This window comes from Pseudoalteromonas aliena (assembly GCF_038155085.1).
Classification (GTDB): Bacteria; Pseudomonadota; Gammaproteobacteria; order Enterobacterales; family Alteromonadaceae; genus Pseudoalteromonas; species Pseudoalteromonas aliena_A.
Genome location: NZ_JBAKAU010000011.1, coordinates 1 through 26,856 on the forward strand (window position 1 = coordinate 1; position 26,856 = coordinate 26,856).

General features: G+C 41.1%; 25 protein-coding genes and 1 pseudogene. 12 read left to right on the top strand and 14 right to left on the bottom strand.

The annotated features are described in order from the left end of the window. Positions 1–349: 349 nt before the first annotated feature. From V6260_RS11635 to V6260_RS11655, 5 genes are all read right to left on the bottom strand, one after another. Positions 350–1,546: a dipeptidase gene (locus tag V6260_RS11635; RefSeq protein WP_341594234.1), complete on the bottom strand. Its 1,197-nt coding sequence runs from the start codon at positions 1,544–1,546 to the stop codon at positions 350–352. A gap of 64 nt (positions 1,547–1,610) precedes the next feature. Further along, positions 1,611–1,865 carry a YheU family protein gene (locus tag V6260_RS11640; protein WP_341594235.1) on the bottom strand — a complete coding sequence of 85 codons (255 nt, stop codon included), beginning with the start codon at positions 1,863–1,865 and terminating at the stop codon, positions 1,611–1,613. After that, a complete protein-coding gene (locus V6260_RS11645) occupies positions 1,865–2,854 on the bottom strand; it encodes a hydrolase (protein ID WP_341594236.1) in 990 nt (329 codons plus the stop codon). The genes V6260_RS11640 and V6260_RS11645 overlap by 1 nt, the downstream gene beginning before the upstream one ends. A 429-nt stretch (positions 2,855–3,283) precedes the next feature. Next, positions 3,284–3,706: a TIGR02444 family protein gene (locus tag V6260_RS11650; RefSeq protein ID WP_341594237.1), complete on the bottom strand. Its 423-nt coding sequence runs from the start codon at positions 3,704–3,706 to the stop codon at positions 3,284–3,286. Continuing rightward, a complete protein-coding gene (locus tag V6260_RS11655; RefSeq protein WP_341594238.1) occupies positions 3,690–5,612 on the bottom strand; it encodes an ATP-binding cassette domain-containing protein in 1,923 nt (640 codons plus the stop codon). The genes V6260_RS11650 and V6260_RS11655 overlap by 17 nt, the downstream gene beginning before the upstream one ends. Before the next feature lie 132 nt (positions 5,613–5,744). Between V6260_RS11655 and V6260_RS11660 the strand changes: the two genes are divergently transcribed. Next, positions 5,745–5,948 carry a YheV family putative zinc ribbon protein gene (locus tag V6260_RS11660; protein WP_058547982.1) on the top strand — a complete coding sequence of 68 codons (204 nt, stop codon included), beginning with the start codon at positions 5,745–5,747 and terminating at the stop codon, positions 5,946–5,948. A 32-nt stretch (positions 5,949–5,980) separates the two neighbouring features. On the opposite strand, the gene V6260_RS11665 is transcribed toward V6260_RS11660, so the two are convergent. Together V6260_RS11665 and V6260_RS11670 are read right to left on the bottom strand one after the other, a co-directional pair. After that, positions 5,981–6,196, bottom strand: a complete 216-nt coding sequence (locus V6260_RS11665; RefSeq protein ID WP_341594239.1) for a SlyX family protein — start codon at positions 6,194–6,196, stop codon at positions 5,981–5,983. Continuing rightward, positions 6,183–7,182: pseudogene (locus tag V6260_RS11670) on the bottom strand (WD40 repeat domain-containing protein). Before V6260_RS11670 ends, V6260_RS11665 begins: the two are co-directional and overlap by 14 nt. Positions 7,183–7,397: 215 nt before the next feature. Between V6260_RS11670 and fkpA the strand changes: the two are divergent. After that, positions 7,398–8,147, top strand: coding sequence for an FKBP-type peptidyl-prolyl cis-trans isomerase (gene fkpA, locus V6260_RS11675; RefSeq protein ID WP_341594241.1), 750 nt, complete (start codon positions 7,398–7,400; stop codon positions 8,145–8,147). Positions 8,148–8,219: 72 nt separating this feature from the next. Here the strand turns inward: fkpA and rsd are convergent, their stop codons facing one another. Then, entirely contained in the window at positions 8,220–8,690 is a 471-nt protein-coding gene (gene rsd, locus V6260_RS11680; protein ID WP_341594242.1) for a sigma D regulator, read from the bottom strand. Positions 8,691–9,198: 508 nt separating this feature from the next. Here rsd and hemE point away from each other — a divergent pair. Next, a complete protein-coding gene (gene hemE, locus V6260_RS11685) occupies positions 9,199–10,263 on the top strand; it encodes a uroporphyrinogen decarboxylase (RefSeq protein ID WP_341594243.1) in 1,065 nt (354 codons plus the stop codon). A gap of 231 nt (positions 10,264–10,494) precedes the next feature. Here the strand turns inward: hemE and sthA are convergent, their stop codons facing one another. Continuing rightward, positions 10,495–11,925, bottom strand: coding sequence for a Si-specific NAD(P)(+) transhydrogenase (gene sthA / locus V6260_RS11690; RefSeq protein ID WP_341594244.1), 1,431 nt, complete (start codon positions 11,923–11,925; stop codon positions 10,495–10,497). A gap of 13 nt (positions 11,926–11,938) precedes the next feature. Further along, positions 11,939–13,072: an acyl-CoA desaturase gene (locus tag V6260_RS11695; RefSeq protein ID WP_341594245.1), complete on the bottom strand. Its 1,134-nt coding sequence runs from the start codon at positions 13,070–13,072 to the stop codon at positions 11,939–11,941. Between the two features lie 127 nt (positions 13,073–13,199). Between V6260_RS11695 and fabR the strand changes: the two genes are divergently transcribed. The 5 genes from fabR to leuD all read left to right on the top strand — a co-directional run bounded on the left by fabR (position 13,200) and on the right by leuD (position 18,909). Continuing rightward, a complete protein-coding gene (gene fabR, locus V6260_RS11700) occupies positions 13,200–13,823 on the top strand; it encodes an HTH-type transcriptional repressor FabR (RefSeq protein WP_341594246.1) in 624 nt (207 codons plus the stop codon). A gap of 404 nt (positions 13,824–14,227) precedes the next feature. Continuing rightward, positions 14,228–15,781, top strand: coding sequence for a 2-isopropylmalate synthase (gene leuA, locus V6260_RS11705; RefSeq protein WP_341594247.1), 1,554 nt, complete (start codon positions 14,228–14,230; stop codon positions 15,779–15,781). Next, positions 15,778–16,854, top strand: a complete 1,077-nt coding sequence (gene leuB / locus V6260_RS11710; RefSeq protein ID WP_004589388.1) for a 3-isopropylmalate dehydrogenase — start codon at positions 15,778–15,780, stop codon at positions 16,852–16,854. Before leuA ends, leuB begins: the two co-directional genes overlap by 4 nt. Before the next feature lie 55 nt (positions 16,855–16,909). After that, the gene (gene leuC, locus V6260_RS11715) at positions 16,910–18,310 is read left to right on the top strand and encodes a 3-isopropylmalate dehydratase large subunit (RefSeq protein WP_341594248.1); all 1,401 of its coding nucleotides are present in this window, start codon (positions 16,910–16,912) and stop codon (positions 18,308–18,310) included. Then, a complete protein-coding gene (leuD, locus tag V6260_RS11720) occupies positions 18,310–18,909 on the top strand; it encodes a 3-isopropylmalate dehydratase small subunit (protein ID WP_096042466.1) in 600 nt (199 codons plus the stop codon). Before leuC ends, leuD begins: the two co-directional genes overlap by 1 nt. A gap of 82 nt (positions 18,910–18,991) precedes the next feature. Here leuD and V6260_RS11725 read toward each other — a convergent pair whose 3' ends face one another. Further along, positions 18,992–20,491 (bottom strand): DUF3360 family protein, encoded by a 1,500-nt coding sequence (locus V6260_RS11725; RefSeq protein WP_341594249.1) that lies wholly within the window; start codon positions 20,489–20,491, stop codon positions 18,992–18,994. Between the two features lie 418 nt (positions 20,492–20,909). Between V6260_RS11725 and V6260_RS11730 the strand changes: the two genes are divergently transcribed. Both V6260_RS11730 and V6260_RS11735 read left to right on the top strand, forming a co-directional pair. Further along, positions 20,910–21,896: a hypothetical protein gene (locus tag V6260_RS11730; protein WP_341594250.1), complete on the top strand. Its 987-nt coding sequence runs from the start codon at positions 20,910–20,912 to the stop codon at positions 21,894–21,896. Positions 21,897–21,939: 43 nt separating this feature from the next. Next, positions 21,940–22,533, top strand: coding sequence for a hypothetical protein (locus V6260_RS11735; RefSeq protein ID WP_341594251.1), 594 nt, complete (start codon positions 21,940–21,942; stop codon positions 22,531–22,533). Positions 22,534–22,581: 48 nt separating this feature from the next. Here V6260_RS11735 and V6260_RS11740 read toward each other — a convergent pair whose 3' ends face one another. Then, positions 22,582–22,956 (bottom strand): hypothetical protein, encoded by a 375-nt coding sequence (locus V6260_RS11740; protein WP_341594253.1) that lies wholly within the window; start codon positions 22,954–22,956, stop codon positions 22,582–22,584. Between the two features lie 99 nt (positions 22,957–23,055). Here V6260_RS11740 and V6260_RS11745 point away from each other — a divergent pair, with 99 nt between their 5' ends. Further along, entirely contained in the window at positions 23,056–23,496 is a 441-nt protein-coding gene (locus tag V6260_RS11745; protein ID WP_007376383.1) for a TerB family tellurite resistance protein, read from the top strand. Positions 23,497–23,513: 17 nt separating this feature from the next. On the opposite strand, the gene V6260_RS11750 is transcribed toward V6260_RS11745, so the two are convergent. Then, positions 23,514–24,080, bottom strand: a complete 567-nt coding sequence (locus V6260_RS11750; protein ID WP_341594255.1) for an NAD(P)H-dependent oxidoreductase — start codon at positions 24,078–24,080, stop codon at positions 23,514–23,516. A gap of 119 nt (positions 24,081–24,199) precedes the next feature. Between V6260_RS11750 and V6260_RS11755 the strand changes: the two genes are divergently transcribed. Next, on the top strand, positions 24,200–25,099 hold the full coding sequence (locus V6260_RS11755; RefSeq protein WP_341594257.1) for a LysR family transcriptional regulator: 900 nt from the start codon (positions 24,200–24,202) through the stop codon (positions 25,097–25,099). A gap of 195 nt (positions 25,100–25,294) precedes the next feature. Here V6260_RS11755 and norR read toward each other — a convergent pair whose 3' ends face one another. Next, positions 25,295–26,851 (bottom strand): nitric oxide reductase transcriptional regulator NorR, encoded by a 1,557-nt coding sequence (gene norR, locus V6260_RS11760; protein ID WP_341594259.1) that lies wholly within the window; start codon positions 26,849–26,851, stop codon positions 25,295–25,297. Between the last annotated feature and the right edge of the window lie 5 nt (positions 26,852–26,856).

The following is a 26,856-nucleotide window of genomic DNA, read 5'->3' on the forward strand; positions in this document are numbered from 1 at the left end:
CTTTTAAGTTAATTAATACTAAAAAAACCCGAGCTTAGTCTCGGGTTTTTTAATGCCTGAAATTTAGCTTACATGAAGGTGGCGTTCTTACCTTAGGCGTAGGTGCTCCGTAGCAACGTTCAACGAGTAATAGTTAACTTTTAAGTTAATTAATACTAAAAAAAACGAGCTTAGCCTCGGGTTTTTTAATGCCTGAAGAAAAGTGATTAGTTTTCAGCTATCAGCCGCTCAGAGTTAAATTTATAAGGCTAGGTTTACCTTTAAGTTTAAGTGACTTAGGTATAATTAAGGTATTAAAAAGCACGACTTTAAGCCGTGCTATTAATCAAATTCTCGAAATCTTTATAGGCTAGTGTTTCTTCGCGTACTCTTCAGCTTGCTTTAACACTCTTAATAAATTGCCACTTAAAATCTTTTTGATATCAGCATCGCTATAATCTCTGTCCATTAAACCTTGAACAAGATTAGGGTAGCTAGATACATCTTTTAAGCCTATAGGAAGTGAATCACCCACGCCATCGTAGTCAGAACCAATACCAACATAATCAATACCAATTAGTTCAACAACATGGTCAATATGATCCAGCACCTGTTCAAGGCTTGCATATGGGTATGGGTTTTTAGCACGATACGCAGCATCAAAATCTTTACTTAGCTTGGTGCCTTCTTTTTTAGCTGACTCTTTTGAACTTTTTAACTGTTTACCCCAGCTACCAGCTTTTGCGGTAACAAAGCTTGAGCCAAAGTTAATTTGAATAACGCCGCCATTTTCTTTAAGTGCGAGTAGCATATCGTCATTCATATTTCGCTCAAAACCAGGCGTGTACTTACGTAGCGATGAATGCGAGGCAATTACCGGCGTTTTAGAGAGCTCCATTACTTGATAAAACGCATCATCTGAAATATGCGATACATCGACTAACATACCTACATTGTTCATTTCAGTTATAAGCTTTTTACCAAATGGGCTTAAACCTTTCCATTTACGGCGTATATCGTAAGAAGAGTCAGAAATATGATTGCTTTGCGAGTGAGCTAGCGTGATGTAGCGAATACCACGGTCATAAAAATGCTGAAGGTTTTTCATATCACCTTCAATTGGTGAACCGTTTTCCATACCCATCGCAATAGATAGCTTGCCTTGTTTAAACTGCTCTTCTATATCAGCGCTTGAGCTCGCAATAGCAAACTTATCGGGTACGCGCTGGGCAATCGCTTCCATACTATCAATCATTTGATTGGCTAATTGGTAGCTTTTTCCTTTGCCTTCAAATTCTAAATGCGCAGGAATATAAATCGACATAAAAGGGGCGTTTAAACCGCCTTTAACAGCACGAGGGTAGTCAAAGTCGCCATCAGCTGTGGCTTTAGTTACATCAACCCAGCCTTCGTGTATACGATAAGGCACATCAATGTGGGTATCTATTAAAATAGTGTCTTTGGCAAGTTTAACTGCTTTGTCTGACGGGCTTTTCACTTGCTCTGCAAAGGCTTTGGGGATTAATGCTAGTGATATGGCTACCACTAGAGTGCTGAGTTTTATCATGTTTTGGCTCTTTGGGTAAAAAGCCATTGTGTACGTTCAGTTCAAAAGTTACAAGTGTTACGCTTTAATCAAATGACTGCGTCTCATGCTCTTCACTTTGTAGTGCTTTAAATTCGCCTTTTGAAATTATAGTTACTGACTCATGTAGCTCTGAAAAAAACACCATCGCTTCGCCGCTGTTTAGTTGTTGGTTAACCTGAGCGACTTTGCTTTCAATTGTTATTTCTTGCTCGCCATAATCAGTGCCTTCGCGCAGTACATAACTTTCAATTAAATTATAAAGAGTGTCTTTATCGAGTTGTTCAAAAGGGATAATCATTACTGCTTGTTACTCGCTTTATTTAATATGTGTTGGCCAAAATAATACGGCACTGCTTTCTCTAACCAAAATATAGGTTTAAAAGGGTTGTTACCGCTAATAAAACCTACGTGTCCGCCTTTCTCTGAGACGCACAGCGTAACATGCTCACTGACATCTTGCCTACTCGGTACGGCTTTAATAGAGAGCATGGGGTCGTCTTTAGCGTGAATAATAAGCGTAGGAATAGCGATGTCTTTTAAATACGGCATAGCGCTGGCTTTACGGTAGTAATCGTGAGCGTTTTCAAAGCCATGTAATGGAGCAGTTAGCTGGTTATCAAACTCTAATAAATCGTCAATTTCCATTAGTTGGTCGGTAGTAATTGGTATTTGCTGCTTTATTTGCGGCAATTTGCGTTGCATTGACTTTTTCATTCTGTCGAGCAGATACTTTTGATAAATTTTACCTAAACTTTTACGTATAACATCGCTTGATGACGATAAGTCATAAGGTGCAGAAACAACCGCTGCTGCACTTAATGGGCATGTTTCGCGTTCTTCACCTAGGTACTTAGCAAGTACATTACCACCTAGCGAAAAACCAACGGCCATAATTGGGCGGTTTGGGTATTGTTGACGCAAATAATCTATAAAAAAAGCTAAATCGGCTGTATCACCACTGTGATATGCGCGGGGGAGGCGGTTTACTTCAGTCGAGCAGTTTCTAAAGTGCATAAGCACAACTGCATAGCCTTGTTTTTTTAAGGCCTTCATCATGCCTTTGGCATAAAAGCTATTTATGTTGCCTTCTAGACCATGTAAAACAACGGCAAGTGGTGCAGTTTCGTTATGTGGAAGCGACCACGCAAGCTCAATAAAATCACCATCAGGTGTATCAAGTTGCTCAAGTTCGTAGGACGTATTGTGAAATGGGCGGAAAAAACGCGGCATTATGGTCTGAACGTGACGATTGGTCATCCACCATGCTGGTTTGAACTGAGAGATCATGTTTGTACTACGCACTTTGTATTAAACGAAAAGCTAGTGTATCAAATTTTTCGCTGCAGAAAATAAAAAGCGCCTAACTAGTAAACTAATAAGGCGCTTTAGTGCGTCGTGCTTAATTTTTAATGCTAATCAGGAACTTCCGCTTCACTTATTTTTTTAATAAAGTAAAAAGCGTAAAATAAACAAAGAGAAATCACGACACCTAAGATCCCAAAAGACATAAATAATACAGGGTCGCTAAAAAAGTCTCTAAAGAATACGTTCATGAGTTTTCTCCTCGTTGGTTGATGAGTTAATCATAGAGGGAGTTTGCAGGGAGTAATGTGATCGAGATCAAACTATTTTTCTAAGTGGGAAGAGTAGCCACTCTAAGTTGATTTAGATCATGTTTTAAAGACTATTAGATTATTACCGAAGCGCTGTTTTAATTTAGGCTAGCTTTACGTATAGCTCGATATTATTAGGTTTTATCACTTCTAACATTTTGAACTGGTTAGCTTTATCAACAAGCATTTGCTGTTGCTGCTTTTCAAGTTTTAACTCGGCGCTTAATAGCTCTTTACGTATTATTGCGTAGTCACTAATCGTATGCTGATGTTCTTTCAAATAGCTACGGGCAGAGCGAAGAGGCTTAAGCGCTTGCGTATCAAATCCGTTAATTGAGGCTATTAAGTCACTCAGCTGCTCGGCGCTAATGCTAAGTTTAAGTGAGTCTAAATACAATAAAAATAGACACACATTAACATTTTTACCTTGCTGATTTTGCAGTGCCAGCAAGGTTTGTTGTTGCCCAGGCTTTGCGTACAAGGTGCACGCAAATTGCCAAAAGTCATTGCTATTGAGCAAGTTCATCGGCAAAGGCCTGTTCTTTTTCTTCCATTTCTTCAAGCGCCATGAGGAGCTCTTCTTCAATGTCGTTAAGTTTAGGTGTGAGCGTTGCTTGCTTTGCAATTAACTCTTTTAGCTGGGCTTTATTGTCGTCGTTGTAGAGTTCGTTATCGCCAAGTGCGACCTCTACTTCGCTAAGCTCTGCGGAGTATTTGTCTAGTTGCTTTTCAAGCTTTTCAATTTGTTTTTTAAGCGGTTGAATGGCTTTTCTAAATTCGGCTTCTAGGCGTTTTTGCTCTTTTCGGTTAACACCTGGGTTAGCTTTAGGCTCATCACTTTGCTGGGCTTTAACGGCTTCTTTGTTGGCATTTAGTAACCATTGATAATATTCATCTAAATCGTAACCAAACTGAGTTACTTTGCCATCGTCTACTAAATAAAATTCATCAGCGGTGTTTTTAAGCATGTGGCGGTCGTGCGATACAGTAACCATGGCGCCCTCAAAACCTTGTAGTGCCATAACAAGTGCATGGCGCATTTCTAAATCAAGGTGGTTAGTTGGCTCATCGAGAAGCAGTAGGTTTGGCTTTTGATATACCAACATGGCAAGCACTAAGCGTGCTTTTTCGCCGCCCGAAAAGGGGGCTACCGGTTCGAGGGCTTTGTCGCCAATGAAAGCAAAGCCACCTAAAAAGTCACGCAGCGATTGCTCAGTGGCTTTAGGGTTTAAACGCTGTAAATGCGTAATAGCGCTGGCTTTTAAATCAAGAGATTCAAGTTGATGCTGTGCAAAATAACCAATGTTTAAACCATGGTGCTGCACAACCTTACCTGCTTGTGGCTCTAAATCACCAGAGAGTAGTTTAATTAGCGTTGATTTACCTGCGCCATTTCGGCCAAGTAAAGCAATACGACTACCAGGGACTAAATTAAGCTCTATATTATTTAAAATAGTGACTTCACCATAACCCGCTTTCGCTTTATCTAAGCTCATAAGTGGGTTTGGAAGGGCAGTAGGCTCTGCAAATTCAAAGTTAAACGGTGAATCGGCATGAGCAGGAGCCAGCTTTTCCATACGCTCTAGGGCTTTTACGCGGCTTTGTGCTTGTTTGGCTTTACTGGCTTTTGCTTTAAAGCGCGTAATAAACTGCTCAAGGTGTGCAATTTGATCTTGTTGCTTTTCAAACATAGCTTGCTGCTGTAGTAAGCGTTCTGCTTTTTGGCGCTCAAATTGCGAGTAGTTGCCTTTGTACACATTAATAATTTGCTTATCTACATGCCAGATTTGATCAACCACCGCATCTAAAAACTCACGGTCATGCGATATAAGTACAAGGGTGCCAGTGTAGGCACGTAAAAAGCGCTCAAGCCAATATACTGCGTCTAAATCAAGGTGGTTAGTTGGTTCATCAAGTAGCAGTAAATCGGCGTCTCGTATCAATGCTTGAGCAAGGTTTAAGCGCATACGCCAACCACCAGAGAATGCGCTTACGGGGTTTTCTATTTGATTGTTGGCAAAGCCTAAACCATGCAGTAATTCGCCAGCCTTAGACTCTATACTATAGCCTTTAATATTTTCTAATTGAATGTGTACTTTAGCTTGTGTATCGCCATCATTGATTTGCTCTGCTTCACGAAGGGCAATACGCAGCGCGTAATATTCAGGATGGCCTTGCAGTACGTAATCAATGGCGCTTATTTCAAGTGCAGGGGTTTCTTGCTTAACAGAGGCTATAGACCAATCTTTAGGAATGCTACAGCTTCCGGCGTCTAACTGTAGTTCTGATTTTAATAAACCAAATAACGTTGATTTTCCGCAGCCATTGGCCCCTACAAGGCCAACTTTATGTTCTGGAAATAAAGTGGCTGATGCATTTTTTAATAAGGCTTTACCGCCACGAAGTAGTTCTATTTCTGAGATTTGGATCATGAATGCGTTACTTTGCTGTGCCCTTGTTAAGTTGCCCCTATCATACCATAGAACTTAATGCGCTTATCAAGCGTATCAACAGGTGAAGTTATACGATAAAATAGCCACAGTTCAAACCACAGGAAAAATGTTGTGAGACAAAAGAAGCGATTTATTGCTGGTGCGTCGTGCCCTGAGTGTAAAGCCATGGATACTATGATGCTATACAGAGAACATGATGTTGAAAAAGTAGAGTGTGTTGAGTGTGGGCATAAAATGTCGCAGCCCGATAATGCTGTTCAGGCGTCAACTCGCCAATTTGAACAAGTAATTGGTGTATTTAAACCGGGCGACTAACCCGGTTTTTTATTGCGTAATTTTTACCGGCTTTAGTAATGCGGTGGAGGCGGCTCTGGTACTTCAGACATCATAGACGATGATGACTGCGATTCTTTAATTTTTTCTGCTAGCAGTTCTGTTTGGCGTTTCATGTTAGCTAACAATTGTTGGTGCACTTTTATTTCATCATTTAAGACTTCAATCGTTTCGTCTTGAAAAGCCACTTTGGCTTCAAGTTCCATTAAGCGATGTTCAATTGTGTTCATTCATTCTCTCGTATAATAAATCGCTCTGCGATACCGCTGGAGCTTTCGGTTAACAACGACTTATCGTTATTTGTAAATGTCACATCTAGCACCACCGCTGATTTAGGCTTGCTGCCTTCACGCGGGGTAACCTGCCAAGTTTGAATTTTTTCACCACTTGGTATTTGCCACAAATCTACGCGCTTATTTGGCGAGCCGGTTGCTAGTAAAGTACCTTGTTCGTTAAAACGCACAGCAGTAAAAATTTTCTGACGCGCAATATACTTCAGTTTACTCACAAGATCACCTGTAGTCAGCTTCCATACATTTGCCTGTGCCATACTATCTGCCGTAAACGCATAGCGACCTTGTGGATCGAGCGTCACCTGGGTAACACGCGTTGGGTGATTAAAGCGATGAATTACTTGCCCTGTACGTGTATCCCAAAAGTAAGCGACATAATCGTTTGAACCACTTAAGGCATAGCGTCCGTTAGGTGATAAGTCAACGGTGTTCACTTTATCTTGGTGGCCTAAAAACTCAATGCGGCGTCCAGTTTCTAGGTTTACAAATACGACCACACCATCGCTACGGCCGTATAAAACACTACGGCCTTGATCGCTAATGGCAATATCGCGAATACTGGCTTTTTGTATTTTGTAATAACCTTTATTTTTTCCTGTGGTTATATCCCACACAGCAAACGTTGTTTTTTCGGCGGTAACAGCTACGCTGTTATCAAAAGCAATGGCAACAGCGTATACCAAGCTGTCTTGATCTTGTTGCTGAAACCATTGGTATTTTAGTACTTGCTGTTGATTATCCCAAAGAGCGACCCCATGGTTGATAGAGGAGATTAGGCTGTATTTACCGTCGTTTGATAGGGCTGAGGAAAATGCGCCTTGTGCGGCATGTTCGTAGCTTGCTATAGCTTGTTGTTTTTTATCAGTGCAGGCGATGGTTAGAAAACAGCTTAATACGATTAAAAAAGTACGAAATATCGACATGTTACAGGTATTTCCTCTTAACTCTTAGTGACTGAGAGGTTAGACTAGGGCACGTTAAATGCCTAGGTTGTTTGTCTAATCACTGGATATGTTTTTAGTTTAGCTAACAACATGGAATTTAGTCATTAAACAAGCAGCCTATCATGTAGGCCGTTAATCTTTAACTAGTAATAATACATTAAAATGACAACTGCAAAGTATGTCGGAGATTTAAAATGAAAAAGACGATTAGATTGTCATTGATTGCAGCGTCAGTTTTAGCGCTTACTGCTTGTAATCAAGAAGCAAAAAAAGAGCAAGTTGAAGTTAAATTAGACACTGTAGAACAGCAACAAGCATACGGTATTGGTGCATCTGTAGGTAACTTTTTAAATAAAGACCTAGCAGATAAAACAGAAATTGGTATTGAACTAGACCAAGCACTTTTAATCCGTGGTTTTGAAGATGCGCTTGCTGGCAATGCAAAAATTGACGAAGAAAAAATTCGCGAAGTGCTAACTGCACTAGATACATCAGTGCGTACTAAGCAAGAAGAAAAAGCAAAAGTAGAGTCTGAAAAAAGTAAAGAAGCAGGCGCTAAATACCTAGCAGAAAATGCTAAAAAAGAAGGTGTTACAGTAACTGAGTCTGGCCTACAGTACGAAGTACTTAGCGAAGGCGATGGCGAAAAGCCAGTGGCAACTGATGTAGTCAAAGTACACTACAAAGGCACTTTATTAGACGGTACTGAGTTTGATAGCTCATATGCACGTAACGAACCGACAACTTTCCCTCTTAACCGCGTAATTGCGGGTTGGACTGAAGGTTTACAACTTATGTCGGTAGGTTCTAAGTACAAGTTTACTATTCCTTCGGAGCTTGCTTACGGCGACCGTGACTTAGGTAAAATTCCAGCTAATTCAACACTTGTATTTGAAGTAGAATTACTTGAAATTCAAAGCGAAGATGCAGAAGCAGCACAATAATAGCTAACGCTTATAATGTGAACAAGAAAGGGACATTAGGTCCCTTTTTTAGATATGTATATAAGCAACGTATTAATTTGTGTGATTAGAAAACAAGTTATCAATAAGTTCATCTTCAAGTGCAAAGCGTACTTCTAATGCCTCACCAATTACAGATAGGTCATTATCAAAGCCTTTCAATAGGTCTTCTTTGTCTACTTCAGCGTATTTATCATTAAAATCTAATGCCACATCGGTTGTGCTAGAAATGCGAGGGTAAATAGAGTTTGCAAGCTCTTGGCTTTGTAAGCCCTTTTTCTCGCATGCTTTTGCTATATCGTCATATACTTCAAAATGGCCTGCAGATAGGTAGTCCATTAAAAGTTGGCAAAATGATTCAATTAGTTTTGGCTCTGGCAATGCTTGATCTTGTTTTTCATACGGCGTAAAACCTGCAATTTTGCAATAAAGTACAATAAGGTCTTGGCGTTCGTTTAGCCATTTATCAATTACTGTGTGGCTACCACCCCATTTTTGTTGAGCTTTTTCTACACGCGTCAGCATAACTGTTCTCCTAGCTGGGTTGGTCTTTCAATTAGAATATAATAAGTTTATGTACATCAAGATATATTTAATTTGCGCGTATATCAACAAGTAAAGTTGAGCTACTTTGAGGGGTGTACCTTTTTATATAATCTAAGACGAGGGATTTTATTTTAGGCAAGAAAAAACCACCAGTTACGGTGGTCTAATTTCTTTCAGTGACTTGTTATAACAAGCTTTCTTATTTTTATGAGATGATTTTTATTTTTATTGTTTTAAGATTTTTATTGTTGTTTTTGTTAACGCGGGACAAACAATATCAAGGTTTTCTTTATGTTGCAAACATATTAATAAAAAGTTTTAAATGTTATTCTTTTTTTGCTTGTTTTATAATCAAAATGGATTAAAACACTCCATTATATTGATCTACCTCTAGGGGATCTTGTTTTCGTCCCTAAGCAATAGAGGGTGGATGAATATGGTGGTACAATCTTGCACAATTTCTACAAGTCTTAGGATCATTTACGCCATGAGCGAATTAAAAAACGACCGTTATTTACGTGCACTTGCAAAACAACCTGTTGATGTAACTCCGGTATGGATGATGCGCCAAGCAGGACGCTATTTACCAGAGTATCGCGCTACACGTGCACAAGCGGGCGATTTTATGAGCCTGTGCCGTAATGCTGAGCTTGCATGTGAAGTAACATTACAACCATTACGTCGTTACCCGTTAGATGCCGCTATATTATTTAGTGATATTTTAACGATTCCAGATGCTATGGGTTTAGGCCTGTACTTTGAAACTGGTGAAGGTCCTAAGTTTGAACGCCCTATTTCATCACTTGCTGATGTTAAAAAAATTCCAAAACTAGACCCTACAGACGAGCTTGGCTACGTAATGAACGCAGTAAGTACTATTCGTCGTGAACTTAAGGGTGAAGTACCGCTTATTGGTTTTTCTGGTTCACCTTGGACATTAGCAACTTACATGGTTGAAGGCGGTAGCAGTAAAGTATTTGGTAAAATTAAAAAAATGGCGTTTGCAGAGCCGCAAACATTGCACTTATTACTCGATAAGTTAGCTGATTCAGTTATTGATTACTTAAACGCGCAAGTAAAAGCTGGCGCGCAATCGTTGATGGTATTTGACTCATGGGGCGGCGTTTTAAGCCCGCGTGATTACAACGAGTTCTCATTGCAGTACATGCACAAAATCGTAGATGGTTTAATTCGCGAATACGATGGTCGCAAAGTACCGGTAACGCTATTTACTAAAAACGGTGGCCAATGGATTGAAGCAATAGCGGCTACAGGCTGTGATGCGGTTGGTCTAGATTGGACTATTAATATTAGCGACGCTAAACGCCGTGTAGGCGATAAAGTGGCGCTGCAGGGTAATATGGACCCGTCAATGCTTCATGGTACGCCAGAGCGTATTCGCCAAGAAGTAGGCACTATCTTAGAAGACTTTGGCACAGGTAATGGCCACGTATTTAACTTAGGCCACGGTATTACGCCTGACGTAGACCCAGAAAATGCCGGTGTGTTTATTAACGCAGTGCACGAATTAAGTGCTAAATATCATAAATAATACCAACTCGCTTAATTAAGTGATCTATTTTGAGGCTGGAAAAACGTGTTGATAGCTAGGCAAAAAATTCGCTATTTAGTTGTTCTAAATGAGAATTTTTTAACGCAGGTAGCGACACGTTTAGCCCCGCAGAATGATTAAGTATTATTGCGGGTTGGTATAATGTGTTTTATGCATCAATAATAAAAAAGCCCGCTCAATAGCGGGCTTTTTTACTTTATCCAAATACAATTATTTAAATAATCGGTTTAAGCCATTTAACGCTGCAACACGATAAGCTTCAGCCATGGTTGGGTAGTTAAATGTGGTATTTACGAAGTAATCGATATTATTGCCGCCATTTTTTTGTTCCATAATGGCTTGGCCAATGTGAACAATTTCAGAGGCACGTTCACCAAAGCAATGTACGCCAAGTACTTCTTTGGTTTCGGTGTGGAATAATATTTTTAAGCTACCTACTTCAGTGCCTGCAATTTGCGCGCGCGCTAAATGTTTAAACTGAGCACGGCCAACTTCATAAGGTACTTTAGCTGCGGTAAGTTCTTGCTCGGTTTTACCCACAGAGCTCATTTCTGGAATAGTATAAATACCAGCAGGAATATCTATAATTAGCTTATCTTCACAATTACCACAGGCAATAGCATCAGCAGCTATACGGCCTTGATCAAATGCAGCACTGGCAAGGCTAGGGTAGCCAATTACATCACCCACAGCGTACACGTTGTCTACTTCTGTTTGGTATGTTTCGTTAACTTTAAGTTGGCCACGGCTATCAGCTTTTAAGCCAATGGCTTCAAGGTTAAGTGTATCAGTGTTACCAGTTCGGCCATTGGCAAATAAAATACAGTCAGCCTTTACACGTTTGCCCGATTTTAAATGCATAACAACACAGTCATCACGTGTTTCTATACGATCAAACTCTTCGTTGTGACGAATAACAATGCCGCTATTCCAAAAGTGGTAGCTAAGCGCATCTGATATTTCAGCATCCATAAAGGCAAGTAAACGGTCGCGGGTGTTAACTAAATCAACTTTAGCGCCTAAGCCTTTAAAAATAGAAGCATACTCACAGCCAATAACCCCCGCACCATATATAAGTACACGGTGTGGGTCGTGCTCAAGGCCGAGTATAGTGTCACTTTCGTAAATACGAGAGTGGCTAAAGTCTACCTCTGGTGGACGATAAGGGCGTGAGCCTGTAGCTATTACAATCGTTTTTGCTGTTAGGCGTTCAGTTGAGCCATCATTACGTTTAACTTCTACCGTGTGTTTGTCTACAAAGCTCGCATCGCCTTGAAACATATGAATGCGGTTACGGTCGTAAAAACTACTGCGTAAATTAGACTGTTTTGAAATAACCGAACTAGCGTGACGTAAAATATCAGGAAAAGTTAAACGGCTAGGGCGCTCGCCTACATTGAATAATGGGTTTGCTTTGTATTCAATGTAACGACTAACCGAGTGACGTAGCGCTTTTGAAGGAATAGTACCCCAATGTACACAGCCGCCGCCTACCGTTTCTTGGCGCTCAATAACCGCTACTTTTTTGTCGTTTTTTGAAAGGTTCATGGCGGTACCTTCACCGCCAGGACCCGTGCCAATAATTATTGCGTCATATTGGTATGTCACGGGTACTTTTTTTTGTTCTGGTTGTTTGGCCACAGCCACTCCTAAATTAATTAAAAGAGGCTTTTAATAACCTCGCATTAAGTGCTAGCCATGCCTGTTTTTGATTTTCCCAGGCGGCTTCCAACTCATGGTATTGTGCCATTAATGCTGATTGTTCACACTGCTTTGCCATGTTATTTTTTTTAACTTCTAACACTTGTTTTTGTAGTGAACAATAATTTTGCAGTTTTTTCAGCAATAAATCGTACTCTTGTTGTAATAATGTAAGCTTATCTTGTGCTAAAGGCAATTTTGCAAGGCGAGTTTGGGTTTTACTCATGAGCGTTTCGGCCTTTGCTTTTTCTATACGCTCAACCGGAGTGCGCTTTAATTTACTGGCTAAACCCAATGCTGCTAATGAGCGAATCATCCATTTTGTAGGGTCGTAATGAAACCACTTAATACCATTACGGTAGTCGCTTGCAAAAATATGGTGGAAGTTGTGGTAACCCTCGCCATAAGTAAATAACGCTAAAAAACCGTTATCGCGTGCTGTATTTTTTTCAGTGTATGGGCGTGAGCCCCAAATGTGCGCAACTGAGTTAATAAAAAAAGTAAAATGCTGGCTTAGTACCAAACGTAGTAAGCCGGCTAAAATTAACATTCCCCACACATCACCCACTAATAAACCAAGCACAAGCGGGAGGCCTACATTCATTGCTATAACAAGTTTTAAGTAATGTTTGTGTTGCCACGTGACTATTTTATTGCGTTGTAAATCGCGACAGTTGCTATAGTCACCGTAGCTGTCACCTTGATAATCACGAAGCATCCAGCCAATATGACTATACCAGAAGCCGTTAGTTGCGGCGTATGGGTCTTTTACTGGATCGTCAACTTGGCCGTGGTGTATACGGTGATCACTACTCCAATGCAGGGCACTGTTTTGCAAGGCAAAAGCACCGCCAAGCGCAAAAATAAATTCAATTACAGGATGTGCATTATACGCTTTATGAGCCCATAATCTGTGGTATCCAGCAGTGATAGATAGGCCTGCATAAAACATGCAGCCTACAAATGCAATCCAATGTGCGCTGGTAAATCCGTAGCTAATGCCGTACCAAGGTACAAGTGTGGCAGCCGCCAAAAAGGTTAGGCTAAAAAACAGGACGTTTGTCCAAATAATCGGTGGTTTATTCATCGTATTTACTCTCAGCGTACAACTGTAAGCTAAAATAGTGTTTCAATCTCTTGCCGTCAAGTATTAGACTAGACAATTAAGCTAATTATCACTAAAACTTCATATAAATAACTTCAGGGAGCTGTGGATGTCGGGTGTTAGAGCACAACAGAAACAAAAAACACGACAAGCCTTAATTGAGGCGGCATTTAACCAGCTAAGTGCTGATCATAGTTTTTCTAATTTAAGTTTACGTGAAGTAGCGCGTGAAGCCGGGATTGCTCCCACCTCATTTTATCGCCACTTTAAAGATATGAACGAACTAGGCTTAACCATGGTAGACGAAGCCGGTTTAACCCTTCGTCAACTTATGCGCCAAGCTCGTAGACGTATAGCGAACGACGGTGGAAGTGTTATAAATACCTCCGTAGTGACCTTTATGGAGTTCATTGACAACTCAAGTAACCAATTTAGATTACTACTGCGCGAGCGCTCTGGTACCTCAAAAGCTTTTAGAGCCGCAGTAGCGCGCGAGGTAAAACACTTTATTTTAGAACTTGCTCACTATTTAGAGAGCGAAACTAAATGCGATGCCATACATGCCTACATTCAATCTGAAGCCATGGTAACGCTTGTATTTAACGCTGGTGCAGAGGCACTCGATCTAGAAGGCCAGCAACGAGATGAGTTAACTGAACGTGTGATTTGGCAATTACGTTATATTACCCGTGGAGCAGGGCATTACATCAGAGAAACAAATAAAGAAGCGTAGCTTAAAAAAATAGCAAAAAGTTAATATAAGCAGAGTATTCTAAAGCGCTTGTTAAATTAAACATAAGCGCACCTATTTGTGGATTTTTAATTCTTTCAGTGGGCTCTTGTTAGATTAACCCTCCTGTTTGATTCGATTTTAAATATGATGCGTGGAATATTTATGCTTGCACCCGCTGCGCTGTAATGTTAAAAATAAGCCTCACTGAACACACACACAAGAAACAAGATGCAAGATATTCGTTTAATTACACTAAAACTTAACCTCTTACTGCTATGGTCAGTGAGCGGGGATTAGTGTGTTTGCATCGAGTTAAACATTAAAAACCCCGCAATTGCGGGGTTTTTTTTATCTCGCGGCTGGGATAAATTGAAATTTGGGTAATAGAGGAATGAGGGGCAGTTATGCAAGACAAAGATAAAGTATGGATTTTTGATACCACCTTACGTGATGGCGAGCAGGCACTTAAAGCAAGCCTTACAGAAGACGATAAAATTCAGTTAGCGCATACTATTAGCCGCTTGAATGTTGATGTGATGGAAGTGGGTTTTCCGGTTTCGAGCCCTGCTGATTTTCGCTCGGTGCAACGTATTGCAACCGAGGTAAAAGGCCCGATTATTTGTGGTTTAGCACGCTCTGTTGCTAAAGACATTGAAGCCTGTGGCGAAGCACTTCGCACAGCACAGCAAAGCCGTATTCATACTTTTATTGCCACAAGCCCTTTGCACCTTGAACACAAATTACGCATGAGCCTAGATGATGCAACGGCCATGGCGGTTAAATCAATTAAATTAGCGCGTAACTACACAGATGATGTTGAGTTTTCGTGTGAAGATGCTGGGCGCACGCCGCATTGGGATTTATGTAAAATTGTTGAGCAGGCAATTAATGCGGGTGCCTCTACTATTAACTTACCCGATACCGTTGGCTTTGTAACGCCAGACGAATACGCTGCGATGATCCGCCACTTAATGAATAACGTGCCAAATATTGATAAAGCTCGCTTAAGTGTGCATTGCCACAACGATTTAGGTTTAGCTGTGGCTAACTCGGTAGCTGCGGTACAAGCGGGTGCTCGCCAAATAGAATGTACAATAAATGGTATTGGTGAGCGTGCGGGTAACTGTTCGCTTGAAGAAGTGGCGATGATCATGAAAATGCGCAAAGACCACTTAAACGTACACACCGATATTAAAAGCGAAGAAATTTATCGCGCATCTCGCCAAGTGGCAAAAATATGTAATATGCCGGTACAGCCAAATAAAGCCATTGTGGGCGAAAACGCCTTTGCACATAGCTCGGGCATTCACCAAGATGGCGTATTAAAAGCGCAAAATACTTATGAGATTATGTCGCCAGAAAGCGTCGGTGTGCCAAATAACCAATTAAATATGACTTCGCGTTCGGGTCGTCATGTTATTGAGCACCGCTTAGAAGAGTTAGGTTACCAAAAAGCTGATTACGACATGGACAGCTTATACGAGAGCTTTTTAGCGTTAGCTGATCAAAAAGGCACCGTATACGATTACGACCTTGAAGCCATGATTTACTTTAATCAAATTAACGACAAAGACGAAAAATACCAATTAGAGTTTGTAAACTCAGCGTCTAACTCGCAGTCGGTAGCCAGCTCTACCATTGGGATGTTAATTGATGGCGAAGCAAAGCAAGAAGCAGCCACAGGTAATGGCCCTGTTGAAGCGTCGTTTGCAGCAATTGAGCGCTTAACAGGTATGAGCGTTGAAATGATTGAATACAACTTAGAAGCCACTGGCCAAGGCGCAAGCTCGCTTGGTCAAGTAAACATTATTGCTAAATACGATGGCCGCCCTTATCACGGTGTGGGTATTGCTGCGGATGTGGTAGAGGCGTCGGTACGCGCCATGATCCGTGTTTACAACTTAATTTATCGTGCACAAAAAGTGTCTGATTTAAAACAACAAAGGAAAGCAGGATGAGTAAAACAAACTACAGCGTTGCAGTATTAGCTGGCGACGGAATTGGCCCAGAAGTAATGGCAGCAGCAGAGCAAGTGCTTGATGCTGTAAGCAATAAGTTTGGTTTTACCCTGAACCGTCAGCATCATGCCATTGGTGGCGCAGCCATTGATGAATTTGGTGAAGCATTACCACCAAAAACGCTAAGCGCGTGTGAAAACGCCGATGCCATTTTATTTGGCTCAGTAGGTGGCCCAAAATGGGAAAACCTACCACCCAACGAGCAACCTGAGCGTGCATCGCTTTTACCGCTTCGTAAGCACTTTGGTTTGTTTTGTAACTTACGCCCAGCACAACTTTTACCAGCACTTAGCGCTGCATCGCCATTGCGTGCAGATATTAGCGAAAAAGGCTTTGACATTTTATGTGTGCGCGAACTTACTGGCGGCATTTACTTTGGTGAAAAAGGCCGTAGCGGCGAAGGCGCTGAAGAAGCTGCTTTTGATACGCAAACATACTCGCGTAAAGAAATTGAACGCATTGCTCGTTTTGCTTTTGAAGCGGCAAAATTACGCAGTAACCACGTAACCTCGGTAGATAAAGCAAACGTATTAGCATCAAGCGTATTATGGCGTGAAGTAGTTACCGAAGTAAGCAAAGACTACCCAGAAGTAAGCCTAGATTACATATACGTAGATAACGCAGCGATGCAGTTAGTTAAACAGCCTAGCCAGTTTGACGTACTACTTTGCGATAACTTATTTGGTGATATTTTGTCAGATGAGTGTGCAATGATCACAGGCTCAATGGGCTTATTACCTTCGGCAAGCTTGAATCAATCGGGCTTTGGTTTGTACGAGCCAGCTGGTGGCTCAGCCCCTGATATTGCAGGCAAAGGTGTTGCAAACCCTATTGCGCAAATTTTAAGTGCCGCACTTATGCTACGCTACTCATTAGGGCAAGACGAAGCAGCACGCACTATTGAAAAAGCCGTAGCCGAAGCCGTTGAAGCAGGCGTTGGTACGCCAGATATCTACCCACAAGGTGGATACAGCACAAGCGATGTGGCAGCAGCCATCGTTTCACGTATTTAATTATTAAAGCCGCAGCACCGTTATGCTGCGACGTAACAGAGTAGGGAATTAGCAAGTGGCCCAAACGTTATACGACAAAATTTGGCAAGCACATACCGTTGCCAGCATAAACGAGCAAACTGATTTACTTTATATTGACCGTCATTTAGTGCATGAGGTGACATCACCACAGGCTTTTGCAGGCCTACGTGAAAAAAACCGTACGGTGCGTTGTCCTGAAAAAACTTTTGCAACGATGGATCATAATGTATCGACTAAAAGCCGATCACTTGATGCCGCTAGTGAAGTATCTAAAAACCAGTTAATGGCGCTAGATGCAAACTGTAAAGAATTTGGCATTGTACTTTACGACTTAAATTCAATTAACCAAGGCATAGTGCATGTAATGGGGCCTGAACAAGGTATTACCCTACCTGGCACTACCATTGTATGTGGTGATAGTCATACCTCTACGCATGGTGCGTTTGGCGCATTAGCGCACGGTATTGGTACGTCTGAGGTTGAGCACGTATTAGCAACGCAAACGCTACAGCAAAAAAAGGCAAAGTCGCTAAAAATTCAAATTAACGGTGTGCTTCGCCCAACGGTAACCTCTAAAGATTTAATTATGGCGGTTATTGGTAAGTTAGGTACTGCTGGTGGCACAGGTTATGTTGCTGAATTTTGCGGTGAAGGCATTGAAGCACTTTCAATGGAAGCCCGTATGACGCTATGTAACATGAGCATTGAAATGGGTGCTAAAGCAGGTTTAATAGCGCCAGATAAAATTACCTATGATTACTTAAAAGGCCGCCCATTTGCACCAAAAGGAGCTGACTTTGACGCCGCAGTTGAATACTGGGAAACCTTAAAAACAGATGAAGGCGCTGAGTTTGACTTGAGTGTTGAGCTTGAAGCTAACGACATTCAGCCGCAAATTACGTGGGGGACAAGCCCAGAGCAAGTAATTGGCGTTGATGAATGCATTCCAGATCCAGACCAAGAACCTGATTTAATTAAAGCCGACGCTATACGCAGTGCACTTAAATACATGGACTTAAAAGCAGGCGATAAATTATCAAGTGCAAAAGTAGATACAGTTTTTATTGGTTCGTGCACTAATAGCCGTATTGAAGATTTACGTGCAGCGGCAAAAATTGTTGAAGGTAAGCAAGTTGTAGCTGGCATAGAAGCGTTAATTGTACCGGGCTCTGGCCTTGTTAAAAAGCAAGCAGAGGACGAAGGCTTAGCCGATATTTTTAAAGCGGCAGGTTTTGAATGGCGCGAGCCGGGTTGTTCAATGTGTTTAGCAATGAACGATGACCGTTTAGAAGCAGGAAAACGCTGTGCATCTACGTCTAACCGTAACTTTGAAGGCCGCCAAGGCCGTGGCGGGCGTACGCATTTAGTGAGCCCTGCAATGGCAGCCGCTGCTGCAATACATGGTCACTTTGTTGATATAAGAGGAGAAGCCTAATGAGCGTATTTTTTAGTGGCTTAATGGCCCCACTTGATAAAAACAATGTAGATACAGACCAAATTATTCCTAAGCAGTTTTTAACATCAACCAGCCGTGATGGTTTTGATGCAGCACTGTTTTACGATTGGCGTTACCTAGAAAACGGCGAACCAAACCCTGATTTTATTTTAAACCGCCCGTGCTACCAAGGTGCGCAAATATTATTAACGCGCGACAACTTTGGTTGTGGCTCATCACGTGAGCATGCACCGTGGGCACTTAAGCAATATGGTTTTGAAGTGATTTTAGCAGAAAGCTTTGCTGATATTTTCTTTAATAACTGTGGTAACAACCAAATGCTAGCCATTGCGCTACCAGCCGACACGCTTGAGCAATTGTTTGTACTTAGCGAGCAGCACGACGATATAAACATTCAAATCGATCTTGAAAACCAAACACTAACAAGCGATAAATTTGCGCCAATTAGTTTTGATATTCGTAAAGACGTAAAAGAGCGTTTATTAAGTGGCTTAGATTTTATTGGTGTGACCGAAACGCTAAACCCACAAATAGATACGTTTGAAAAACAACTTGCAGCTGAGCGCCCTTGGCAGTAACGAAAAGCAATTAATTACATATGAAAACAAAGCGCGGCTGAGTATATAAGCCGCGCTTTTTTATGTTTAACTCTTCTAATTATTAGTGTCTAAAATCTGCCATTAGCGCAGGTATGCCTGGCAGCATACCAACAATAGCCATTACTGTGGTTAAAACCACAAACATAATGAGCGGAATAACCCAGCGGCTCATTTTAGTTAAATTAGCACTGCGCTCTTTACAGCCAATTAAGCCTAAGTTATCAAGCAGCATAGTCAGTGACCAACCAAACGCAGGGTTAACCAAGCTTGAGGCAAATACCACAATTGCGGCCGATTGCGTTGTTTTACCTTCGCGTGTCATTTCCATACCTGCCTCAAGCAGCGGAATAAACACACCAACAATAAGTGCAACACACAGCACGGGTTGCCAAATGGCTAAATCCATCGGGTAGCCCCATAAACCCGCAATAATACAAAATACGGCTGTTAAAATGGCGCCTGCCGGAATAGGGCGTTTAGCAATAGCGGCAGGGACAATGTAGGTTCCCCACGATGAGGTAAAGTTAGCACCACCGGCAAGCGAGCCAAAGGTTTGCCTAACCGATGCACTTAGCATGGTGTCGTCTATGTTCATTTGTACTTTTTCAGTACGTTGTGGGTAACTAATTTTTTGAAAAACTTGGTGCCCTAAAAAATCCGGTGACCACATAGCTACAGCCAGTACCGCAAACGGCAGTACAACCACAAAACTTTCAAGCGTCGGTAGGCCAAGCATCCAGCCTGTATTTTCGCCCCACCAATAAGCTGGGTTCATATTTGGTAAGCCCGGTGCTGTATGAAATTCAAATGGGGCACCGAGTGCAAATGCAACCACACCGCCAATGAGGCAGCTAAGCGGTACAGCTAACCAGCGCTTTTTAAAATGCTCAAGTAACGCATACAGTAAAATGGTCGCCAAAATAACAATAAATGCAATGTGCGCCATATCAATGGCCTCAGCCCATGCAAACAGCTTTTTAACCTGCGAAATAGTGCCAATAAAGCCTAAGTATATGAGCAAGCCTCCGCACACCCCTTTACTGGTTAAGCGTGCCAGCAAACTCCCTCCTTTGGTTATCGCCAAAATAAAGCCAAAGGCACCAATGAGCAAGCCAAATGCCATAGGGTGTCCGCCAGCGGCAACCACAATAGGAATAAGAGGAATAAGTGGGCCGTGAGTACCGGCTAAGTTAGCCGTGGGTAGAATAAAGCCCGAAAACAAAATAATGAAAATAGAAACAATGAGTAATTCATAGCGTACGTTTTCTAAAACAAACGCATCGCTTAAACCGAGTGGCGCTGCAAATGTTGCCGCAATAGCGCCCACCATAACGACTTTACCAATGGTGCCCGCCATGGCTGGTATCATGTCTTCAAATTCAAAGCGGTAGTCTCTAAATGGTAAATTAGGCCGCCAGCGCTTAGGCTGCATAATTTGTAATTCATGTTCGAGATACTCGTCGCGAGTATTAAACTCTGAACTCGGTTTGTGAAGCTGCTCGTAGCTTTGAGTATTCTTGTGCGTGTTTGATGGTGCATCACCGGGTGGTGTAGTTTGCATGCGTTCTCCTGCAACATTGTTGCTTAATCAAATAAATACGGCTTTTGTTAAAGCAAATGAATATTGAACATGCAGGGTAGATCAGCTTTTAGGCTGCTATGTATAGGCAAAAGGTCGTGCATGATTATTTTTAATACAGTTAATTTAAAAAACAGCTTTACACTAAAAATTCTGAAATTACAGGAGGTGATTAAAAGTTACTACAAATCAAGCGCTTGTATTTTTTATTGAGGGGAAGAGCACTATTTTTCTAATAGTATCGTGTTAACGGAAGGTTATTATCCTTTAGTCTTAGTGGTTGTTAAAGCCGTTTTATTTCAAGCTATTTGTTTGCAGGAGCTGCTACTTTCGTTTTATTTGTGGTGGAATAATACTTCTGTTACTTTCAGATTTTTAATAACAACAATAAAGAATAGAGATGCAACTCAACTCCCCTAAATCAATTGGTATTTTACTTGGTACGCTTTATGGCATATTTATGCGGCTGTTTATAGAGCTATTCAATGCTTATAATTTAGGTAGCCTTGTTTCTATATCATTTATGTTTTTAGTGCCTGTTGCTATTGGTTATATTCGTATTCACTTTGAGTACAATGAATCAAAAACATTAACTAAAAGGCAAATGGTCACGATTGCTTGGCAGCCAATTTTTGTTTTTTTACTTGTAAGTGTTATTACGTTACTTGAAGGCAGTATTTGTGTGGCCATGGCTTTGCCTGCTTTTATGCTCTTTGCAAGTATTGGCGGTTTACTGGCAGGCTTTATTAAGAATCGTCAAACAAAAAATGCTAACCGTTCTTTACTTTCAATAGTTTTGCTCCCTGTACTGCTCTCACCTATTGAGGTGAGTTATTTACACTTATCAAAAACGTACGAAGTCACTAACTCTATAATTATTGAAGCGCCTATAAACCGTGTGTGGCAGCAGCTTGCAAATGTAAGCACAATAAAACCACAAGAGTTACCATTTTCGCTTACCCAATTAATAGGTGTGCCAAAGCCATTAAAGGCAAGTATGAATGCAAGCGGTATAGGTGCTGTTCGCATAAGTACTTGGCAAAAAGGGGTTATATTTAAAGAAGTTATTACGGATTGGCAACCAAATAAACAGATGCTTTATAGATTTGAGATAGACCCTGATGCCATTCCCGATGACGCACTCGATAAACACGTAAAACTAGGCGGTGAATACTTTTCACCTCTATACGGTGGGTATGAGTTAAGTGAAGATAAAAGCGGAAATACTATTTTAACTTTAAAAACAACCGTGCAAGATAATACAAATTTTGGTGTTTATTCGCGAATATGGGGTGAGGTAATTTTTCAAGACTTTCATCATTCACTTTTAATACTAATGAAAAATAGATCAGAAAAGCCACTTGTCGCAGCTATTTCCCATTTTTAGCTTAAACCGCTATGGTATTAAAAAACTATTATAAGAGTACTTTATGAAATTATTAACGGCAGCAACGTTATTACTTGCCTCATCAGCGGCTATCGCGCGCCCTGCGCCTTTGGTATCTATACCAACACATGATGCGTTTTTTAATAATATTGCAGCGCATTGTGGTAAAGCGTTTGAGGGTAAAGTAAGCGTAGATAACGCAAAAGGCCCAAGCTCATTTGATAATAAAAAACTAATTATGCATGTACGTAAATGTACTGATAGCGAGCTGCAAGTGCCATTTCATGTAGGTGATGATGCATCACGTACGTGGATCATTACTAAAACGGGCAGTGGTTTGAGTTTAAAGCACGATCACCGCCATGAAGATGGTACTGACGATGCTTCAACTATGTATGGCGGTCATACTCTTGATGCGGGTTTTGCGCAAATGCAGTCGTTTCCTGCTGATCAATATTCAAAAGAATTATTTGTAGCACAAGGTATTGAGCAATCTGCGGGTAATACATGGCAAATGTATATTTACCCTGAGGTATTTACGTATCGGTTAATTCGCCAAGGGCGAGAGTTTAAGGTGGACTTTGATTTAACTAAACCAATTACTCCACCAGCGGCGCCTTGGGGTTATGGGCAATAAAACAGGTTGTTTTTTTTGCTTACCTTATTTAGGTAATAGCACAATGTGTTATTTTGCCTTTTTCTTTGGGGTATCGCATTGTAGTAAAACATTTAATGGTGGTTGATAAGCGCGTGGTTTGGTAGGAAAACGTTCGTACTCTTGCACGCCTTCAAGCACTTTTAACATAAAGGTTCTGCCGCGGCATAATCTGTCTGCGTGGCGCAGTAAAAACATACTTTGATTAGCAAAATGCTTGTAATCGTCTGATTGTATTTCTATTTTATAGTTGTCTTCGCCAATTTTTGTTTGGTAATAGTGCACTTTATTATCAAAGTCATATGACTTTTCTTTTTTACCTACTTCTGCAAAGGCGGTCCCTATACTATAAAAGGCTAGCACTGCAGCGCCAGCAAGTAAGTGTGGTGTGTATAAGCCCTTCATAAAAATCTATCCTTTAATTTGCGAACTTAATACCCATTAATTACTCATACAAGTTCGATTTCTTTATATTCAGTCTAACACCCAAAAAGGGATAACGTGATGTTCAAACAAATAAAACAGCTTTTTGCAGTATTCGATGATCAAGAGCCAAGTATAGAGCCACACGATTTAAAAACAGCTGTGGCTGCATTGCTTATTGAAGTAATGCGTGCCGACACCAAGCTTGAACATGATGAACAACAAACCCTGACTGTAACCTTAAAAAAGTACTTTAATTTAACAGATATCGAAGTTGATGAGCTCACCACTAATGCGGCGAGTAGTTTGGATGGTGCGATAGATTACTTTCAGTTTTCAAAACAGATTAATGAGCATTGCAGCGCGGTACAGAGAATAGAAATAATAGAGCTATTATGGCGCTTAGCGTATGCCGATGGAGAAATAGATCCCCAAGAAGACTACGTAATACGTAAAGTCGCAGGGCTTTTATATGTAACGCATACCGATTTTATCGCCGCAAAAATAGCGGCGACAAAGTAAGTAAGCGGGCGTGCAAGTTATTTTAACTTACTTGCAACGCTTACTAATTGATGAGCAAGGGCAGATACTTTTTCAGCCGTTACAGGTTCATTTATTTGCCCATTTTCATCAAACAAAGTGTGTACAGCGGGTACAGCAAGCTGATCGGCAAGCACTAACGAACCAATGCCGCTTAATATATCACGCACATGATTTAAACCTCGTAATCCGCCAAGCCCACCTGGCGATGCTGCAAACAAAGCGACCACTCTATTACGAAAAGCAGGAACAGCACCTTGTTCTGTGCGCGATGCCCAATCAATGGCGTTTTTTAGTGCTGCGGTAATAGAGCCGTTGTACTCTGGGCTTGCTAGTAAAATACCGTCGGCTTTACGTAGCTTGTCTTTTAAAAGCTGTACATCGGTTGGTGTACCTTGCGCTTCTATATCTTCGTTAAATAGTGGGATGTTTAATTCGTTTAGTTTTATTACTTCTACTTCAGCACCTGTTTGTAGAGCAAAACGTGCTGCTTCATTAATAATTTTTTGATTAAAGCTTTCTTGGCGAAGGCTTCCTGCTAGAGCGATAATTTTTGGTGCTGACATGATAGTGGCCTTTTAATGTTTTAATTTTCATGGCTAATGTAGCAAAATTTGGCTTGTAGAAAACCCCAATAAACGCAACACTTGTGTGCATATATGCACATAAGTTAAAGGTAGGTAGCATGGCGATTAAATTTGAAGATTGGCAAGACGTTAAAGTTGCGTTTGAAGTGGCACGTTTAGGCACGCTAACAGCCGCCGCCGAGGAGCTTAATGTGCACCACAGCACAGTGCTTAGAAGAATTAATAACCTTGAAAAAAACTTAAATGCACGGCTTTTTCATCGTCATGCTCGTGGTTATAAGGTTACTGAAATTGGCACCAAGTTATTTGCAACAGCACAAACGATTCATAGCTCCTTAGAGCAGTTACATAACGATATAGCAGCGGCCGATAGCACCCTTAGAGGGAGTTTATTATTAACTACAGTAAGTGGTTTTATGGATGTACTTGGTGATGTATGTGAGCAGTTTCAAGCGTTACACCCGCAGGTGCAGTTAGAAGTTATTTTAGAACAAAAAAGGCTAAGGCTCGATCACGGACAAGCACATATTGCAGTGCGTGCAGGCCCAAGACCTGATGAAGGCGATTATATTGCTCAGCATTTGGCGCAGCTTTCATCGGGCTTATACGCTAATAAACGTTATATTAATAAATACGGCATGCCTAAATTATTAAGTGATTTACAACAGCATAATTTTGTATCGGGTGTGGCAGGTTTTAATGCCCGCGTGCCTTATTTTGCGTGGGCTGATGAATATATTCCCGCATCGCAAATAAAGCTGCGAGTATCTGAAACCGCAGAAGCGACTCGTGCAATAATTAAAGGGCTAGGTATTGGCGGATTGCAGCATGACGTAGCGGCGCAATATCTTGATTTAGTGCCTATATTACACAGTGAGTTAAGCTGGCCTACCGATGTATGGTTAGTCACGCATCACTTAGTGCATCGCACTGCTAAAGTACAAGCTTTTGCAGGATTGCTAAAAACGCATTTTAGTAAGTTAGCTGCTAACCAATAGTTTTATACCAACCTGCAATAAATCTTTGATCAATTTAACGAATTAAATTTCACTATAACGTCGTTAAAAATTTTTTATTTAGAACAACTAGATACAAAAATTTTTGCCTAGTTCTAGCGTAATTTTCTTAACGTTAAATAGAGCCCATATATAAGCAGATTGGTATTAGCGGCATTTTAGCTATGTTTTAAATGATTATAGTGTTTTTTTAACTTCTATCCCTAGGCGTTTAGCCAAGCGTACTAAGTTAGCTCTATCTAACTCAAGCACTCTTGCTGCTGCTGACCAGTTGTAGTTATGCTGTTTTAATTGCTCAGTAATTATGTTGTATTGCAACGATTCTACAGCTTGCCTTAAAGATTGGTTGATTAAGGTGTTGGCTGTAATTTGGCTCGCTGCTAGAGAGTCTTTCGGCACACTCGGTGTTAAATCACAGTGCTCGCTTGTAATGGTTATTATCGGATTTTGCCATTGGCTTTGTTTCGCTTTTAGGGCGCTGCGGCCAATGACATGTTCAAGCTCGCGAACGTTACCTGGCCAGCTGTACTGATTAAGCGATGTTTGCGCTTCGGGGCTTAGTTTTAATTGTTTTATCCCTAATTTACGGGCTGTTTGCTCAATAAAATAACCGGCCAAGAGTGTTATGTCGTGCTCGCGTTTACTAAGAGGTGGCACAGTAATAGGGTAGACACTGAGGCGATGGTATAAATCGGCTCTAAAGCGACCTTGAGCTACTTCTTCTTTTAAATTTCTGTTGGTTGCGGCAACGACGCGCACATCTACGTATTTTGGCGTGTCTTCACCTACAGTTTGTATTTCACCACTTTGCAGCACTCGTAATAGTTTACTTTGCATGGCTAGGGGCAGCTCGCCAATTTCATCTAAAAATAACGTGCCGCCATCAGCTAATTGAAATTTACCTTGGCGCGAATTTTGTGCGCCTGTAAAAGCGCCTTTCGCATGACCAAAAAATTCACTTTCGGCAAGGTTTTCTGGAAGGGATGCACAATTTAAATGAATAAGTGGCTGGTCTTTTCTAGGTGAATTTAAGTGAATGTTGCGTGCTACAAGCTCTTTGCCTACTCCTGTTTCACCTAATATAAGCACGCTAAAGTTAGATGCTGCAACGAGGTTAATTTCGTTTTTAAGTGTTAGCATTAGCGGACTTTGACCAATAATTTCACAGCCGTCCCGTGTTAACGCTTCACGATTTAGTTCTTGTACTAATGCACTTGAATGCTGTACATGCTGTTTGTAATGGGCAAGCTCTAAAGCTGTTTTAAAGTGCGCACTACACAGCGTTTGTAAGGTGTTGAGTGTATCTGCGCTTATGTTGTTAAATGCATTGGCGTTAAGGCTATCAAACGTAAGTACACCAAGTAGTGAATTTTTATCATAAAGAGGTAAGCCTAAACATGCGTGCACTGGTATATCACCGGTTTTAGCTAATAGTAATCCGTCGTATGGATCAGGTAGTGGGCAGTCGTGTGCAAATTGTAGCGCGAGTGTACTTTTGCAAATAGCTTCTAGGCGAGGGTGTTCTACTATTTTGAATCGTCTGCCAAGACTGTCGGGCATTAACCCTTTAATGGCCAGTGGTTTTAATTGCTCGCCCTGAAGCACTAATAACGCACTTGCATTGCTAGGAATCACCCGCTCAACCGTTGCTAGTAATTGATCAAAGCTATGCTCGTGGAGTGTACTTTGCGCAAGTTCTAAAGCAACTTGTGTAAGGTTGAATTGCTGATTCATGTCAA

What these genes read in the sequence shown, in the direction of transcription:
- hemE (WP_341594243.1), top strand. Translation starts at nt 9,199, where the DNA reads ATGAGCGAATTAAAAAACGACCGTTATTTACGTGCACTTGCAAAACAA.
- V6260_RS11665 (WP_341594239.1), bottom strand. Translation starts at nt 6,196, where the DNA reads ATGAACACAATTGAACATCGCTTAATGGAACTTGAAGCCAAAGTGGCT.
- rsd (WP_341594242.1), bottom strand. Translation starts at nt 8,690, where the DNA reads ATGCTGACGCGTGTAGAAAAAGCTCAACAAAAATGGGGTGGTAGCCAC.
- V6260_RS11645 (WP_341594236.1), bottom strand. Translation starts at nt 2,854, where the DNA reads ATGATCTCTCAGTTCAAACCAGCATGGTGGATGACCAATCGTCACGTT.
- V6260_RS11730 (WP_341594250.1), top strand. Translation starts at nt 20,910, where the DNA reads ATGCAACTCAACTCCCCTAAATCAATTGGTATTTTACTTGGTACGCTT.
- V6260_RS11745 (WP_007376383.1), top strand. Translation starts at nt 23,056, where the DNA reads ATGTTCAAACAAATAAAACAGCTTTTTGCAGTATTCGATGATCAAGAG.
- V6260_RS11655 (WP_341594238.1), bottom strand. Translation starts at nt 5,612, where the DNA reads ATGATCCAAATCTCAGAAATAGAACTACTTCGTGGCGGTAAAGCCTTA.
- V6260_RS11735 (WP_341594251.1), top strand. Translation starts at nt 21,940, where the DNA reads ATGAAATTATTAACGGCAGCAACGTTATTACTTGCCTCATCAGCGGCT.
- norR (WP_341594259.1), bottom strand. Translation starts at nt 26,851, where the DNA reads ATGAATCAGCAATTCAACCTTACACAAGTTGCTTTAGAACTTGCGCAA.
- leuA (WP_341594247.1), top strand. Translation starts at nt 14,228, where the DNA reads ATGCAAGACAAAGATAAAGTATGGATTTTTGATACCACCTTACGTGAT.
- fkpA (WP_341594241.1), top strand. Translation starts at nt 7,398, where the DNA reads ATGAAAAAGACGATTAGATTGTCATTGATTGCAGCGTCAGTTTTAGCG.
- V6260_RS11725 (WP_341594249.1), bottom strand. Translation starts at nt 20,491, where the DNA reads ATGCAAACTACACCACCCGGTGATGCACCATCAAACACGCACAAGAAT.
- leuB (WP_004589388.1), top strand. Translation starts at nt 15,778, where the DNA reads ATGAGTAAAACAAACTACAGCGTTGCAGTATTAGCTGGCGACGGAATT.
- V6260_RS11635 (WP_341594234.1), bottom strand. Translation starts at nt 1,546, where the DNA reads ATGATAAAACTCAGCACTCTAGTGGTAGCCATATCACTAGCATTAATC.
- V6260_RS11750 (WP_341594255.1), bottom strand. Translation starts at nt 24,080, where the DNA reads ATGTCAGCACCAAAAATTATCGCTCTAGCAGGAAGCCTTCGCCAAGAA.
- V6260_RS11640 (WP_341594235.1), bottom strand. Translation starts at nt 1,865, where the DNA reads ATGATTATCCCTTTTGAACAACTCGATAAAGACACTCTTTATAATTTA.
- V6260_RS11650 (WP_341594237.1), bottom strand. Translation starts at nt 3,706, where the DNA reads ATGAACTTGCTCAATAGCAATGACTTTTGGCAATTTGCGTGCACCTTG.
- fabR (WP_341594246.1), top strand. Translation starts at nt 13,200, where the DNA reads ATGTCGGGTGTTAGAGCACAACAGAAACAAAAAACACGACAAGCCTTA.
- V6260_RS11695 (WP_341594245.1), bottom strand. Translation starts at nt 13,072, where the DNA reads ATGAATAAACCACCGATTATTTGGACAAACGTCCTGTTTTTTAGCCTA.
- V6260_RS11740 (WP_341594253.1), bottom strand. Translation starts at nt 22,956, where the DNA reads ATGAAGGGCTTATACACACCACACTTACTTGCTGGCGCTGCAGTGCTA.
- V6260_RS11755 (WP_341594257.1), top strand. Translation starts at nt 24,200, where the DNA reads ATGGCGATTAAATTTGAAGATTGGCAAGACGTTAAAGTTGCGTTTGAA.
- leuD (WP_096042466.1), top strand. Translation starts at nt 18,310, where the DNA reads ATGAGCGTATTTTTTAGTGGCTTAATGGCCCCACTTGATAAAAACAAT.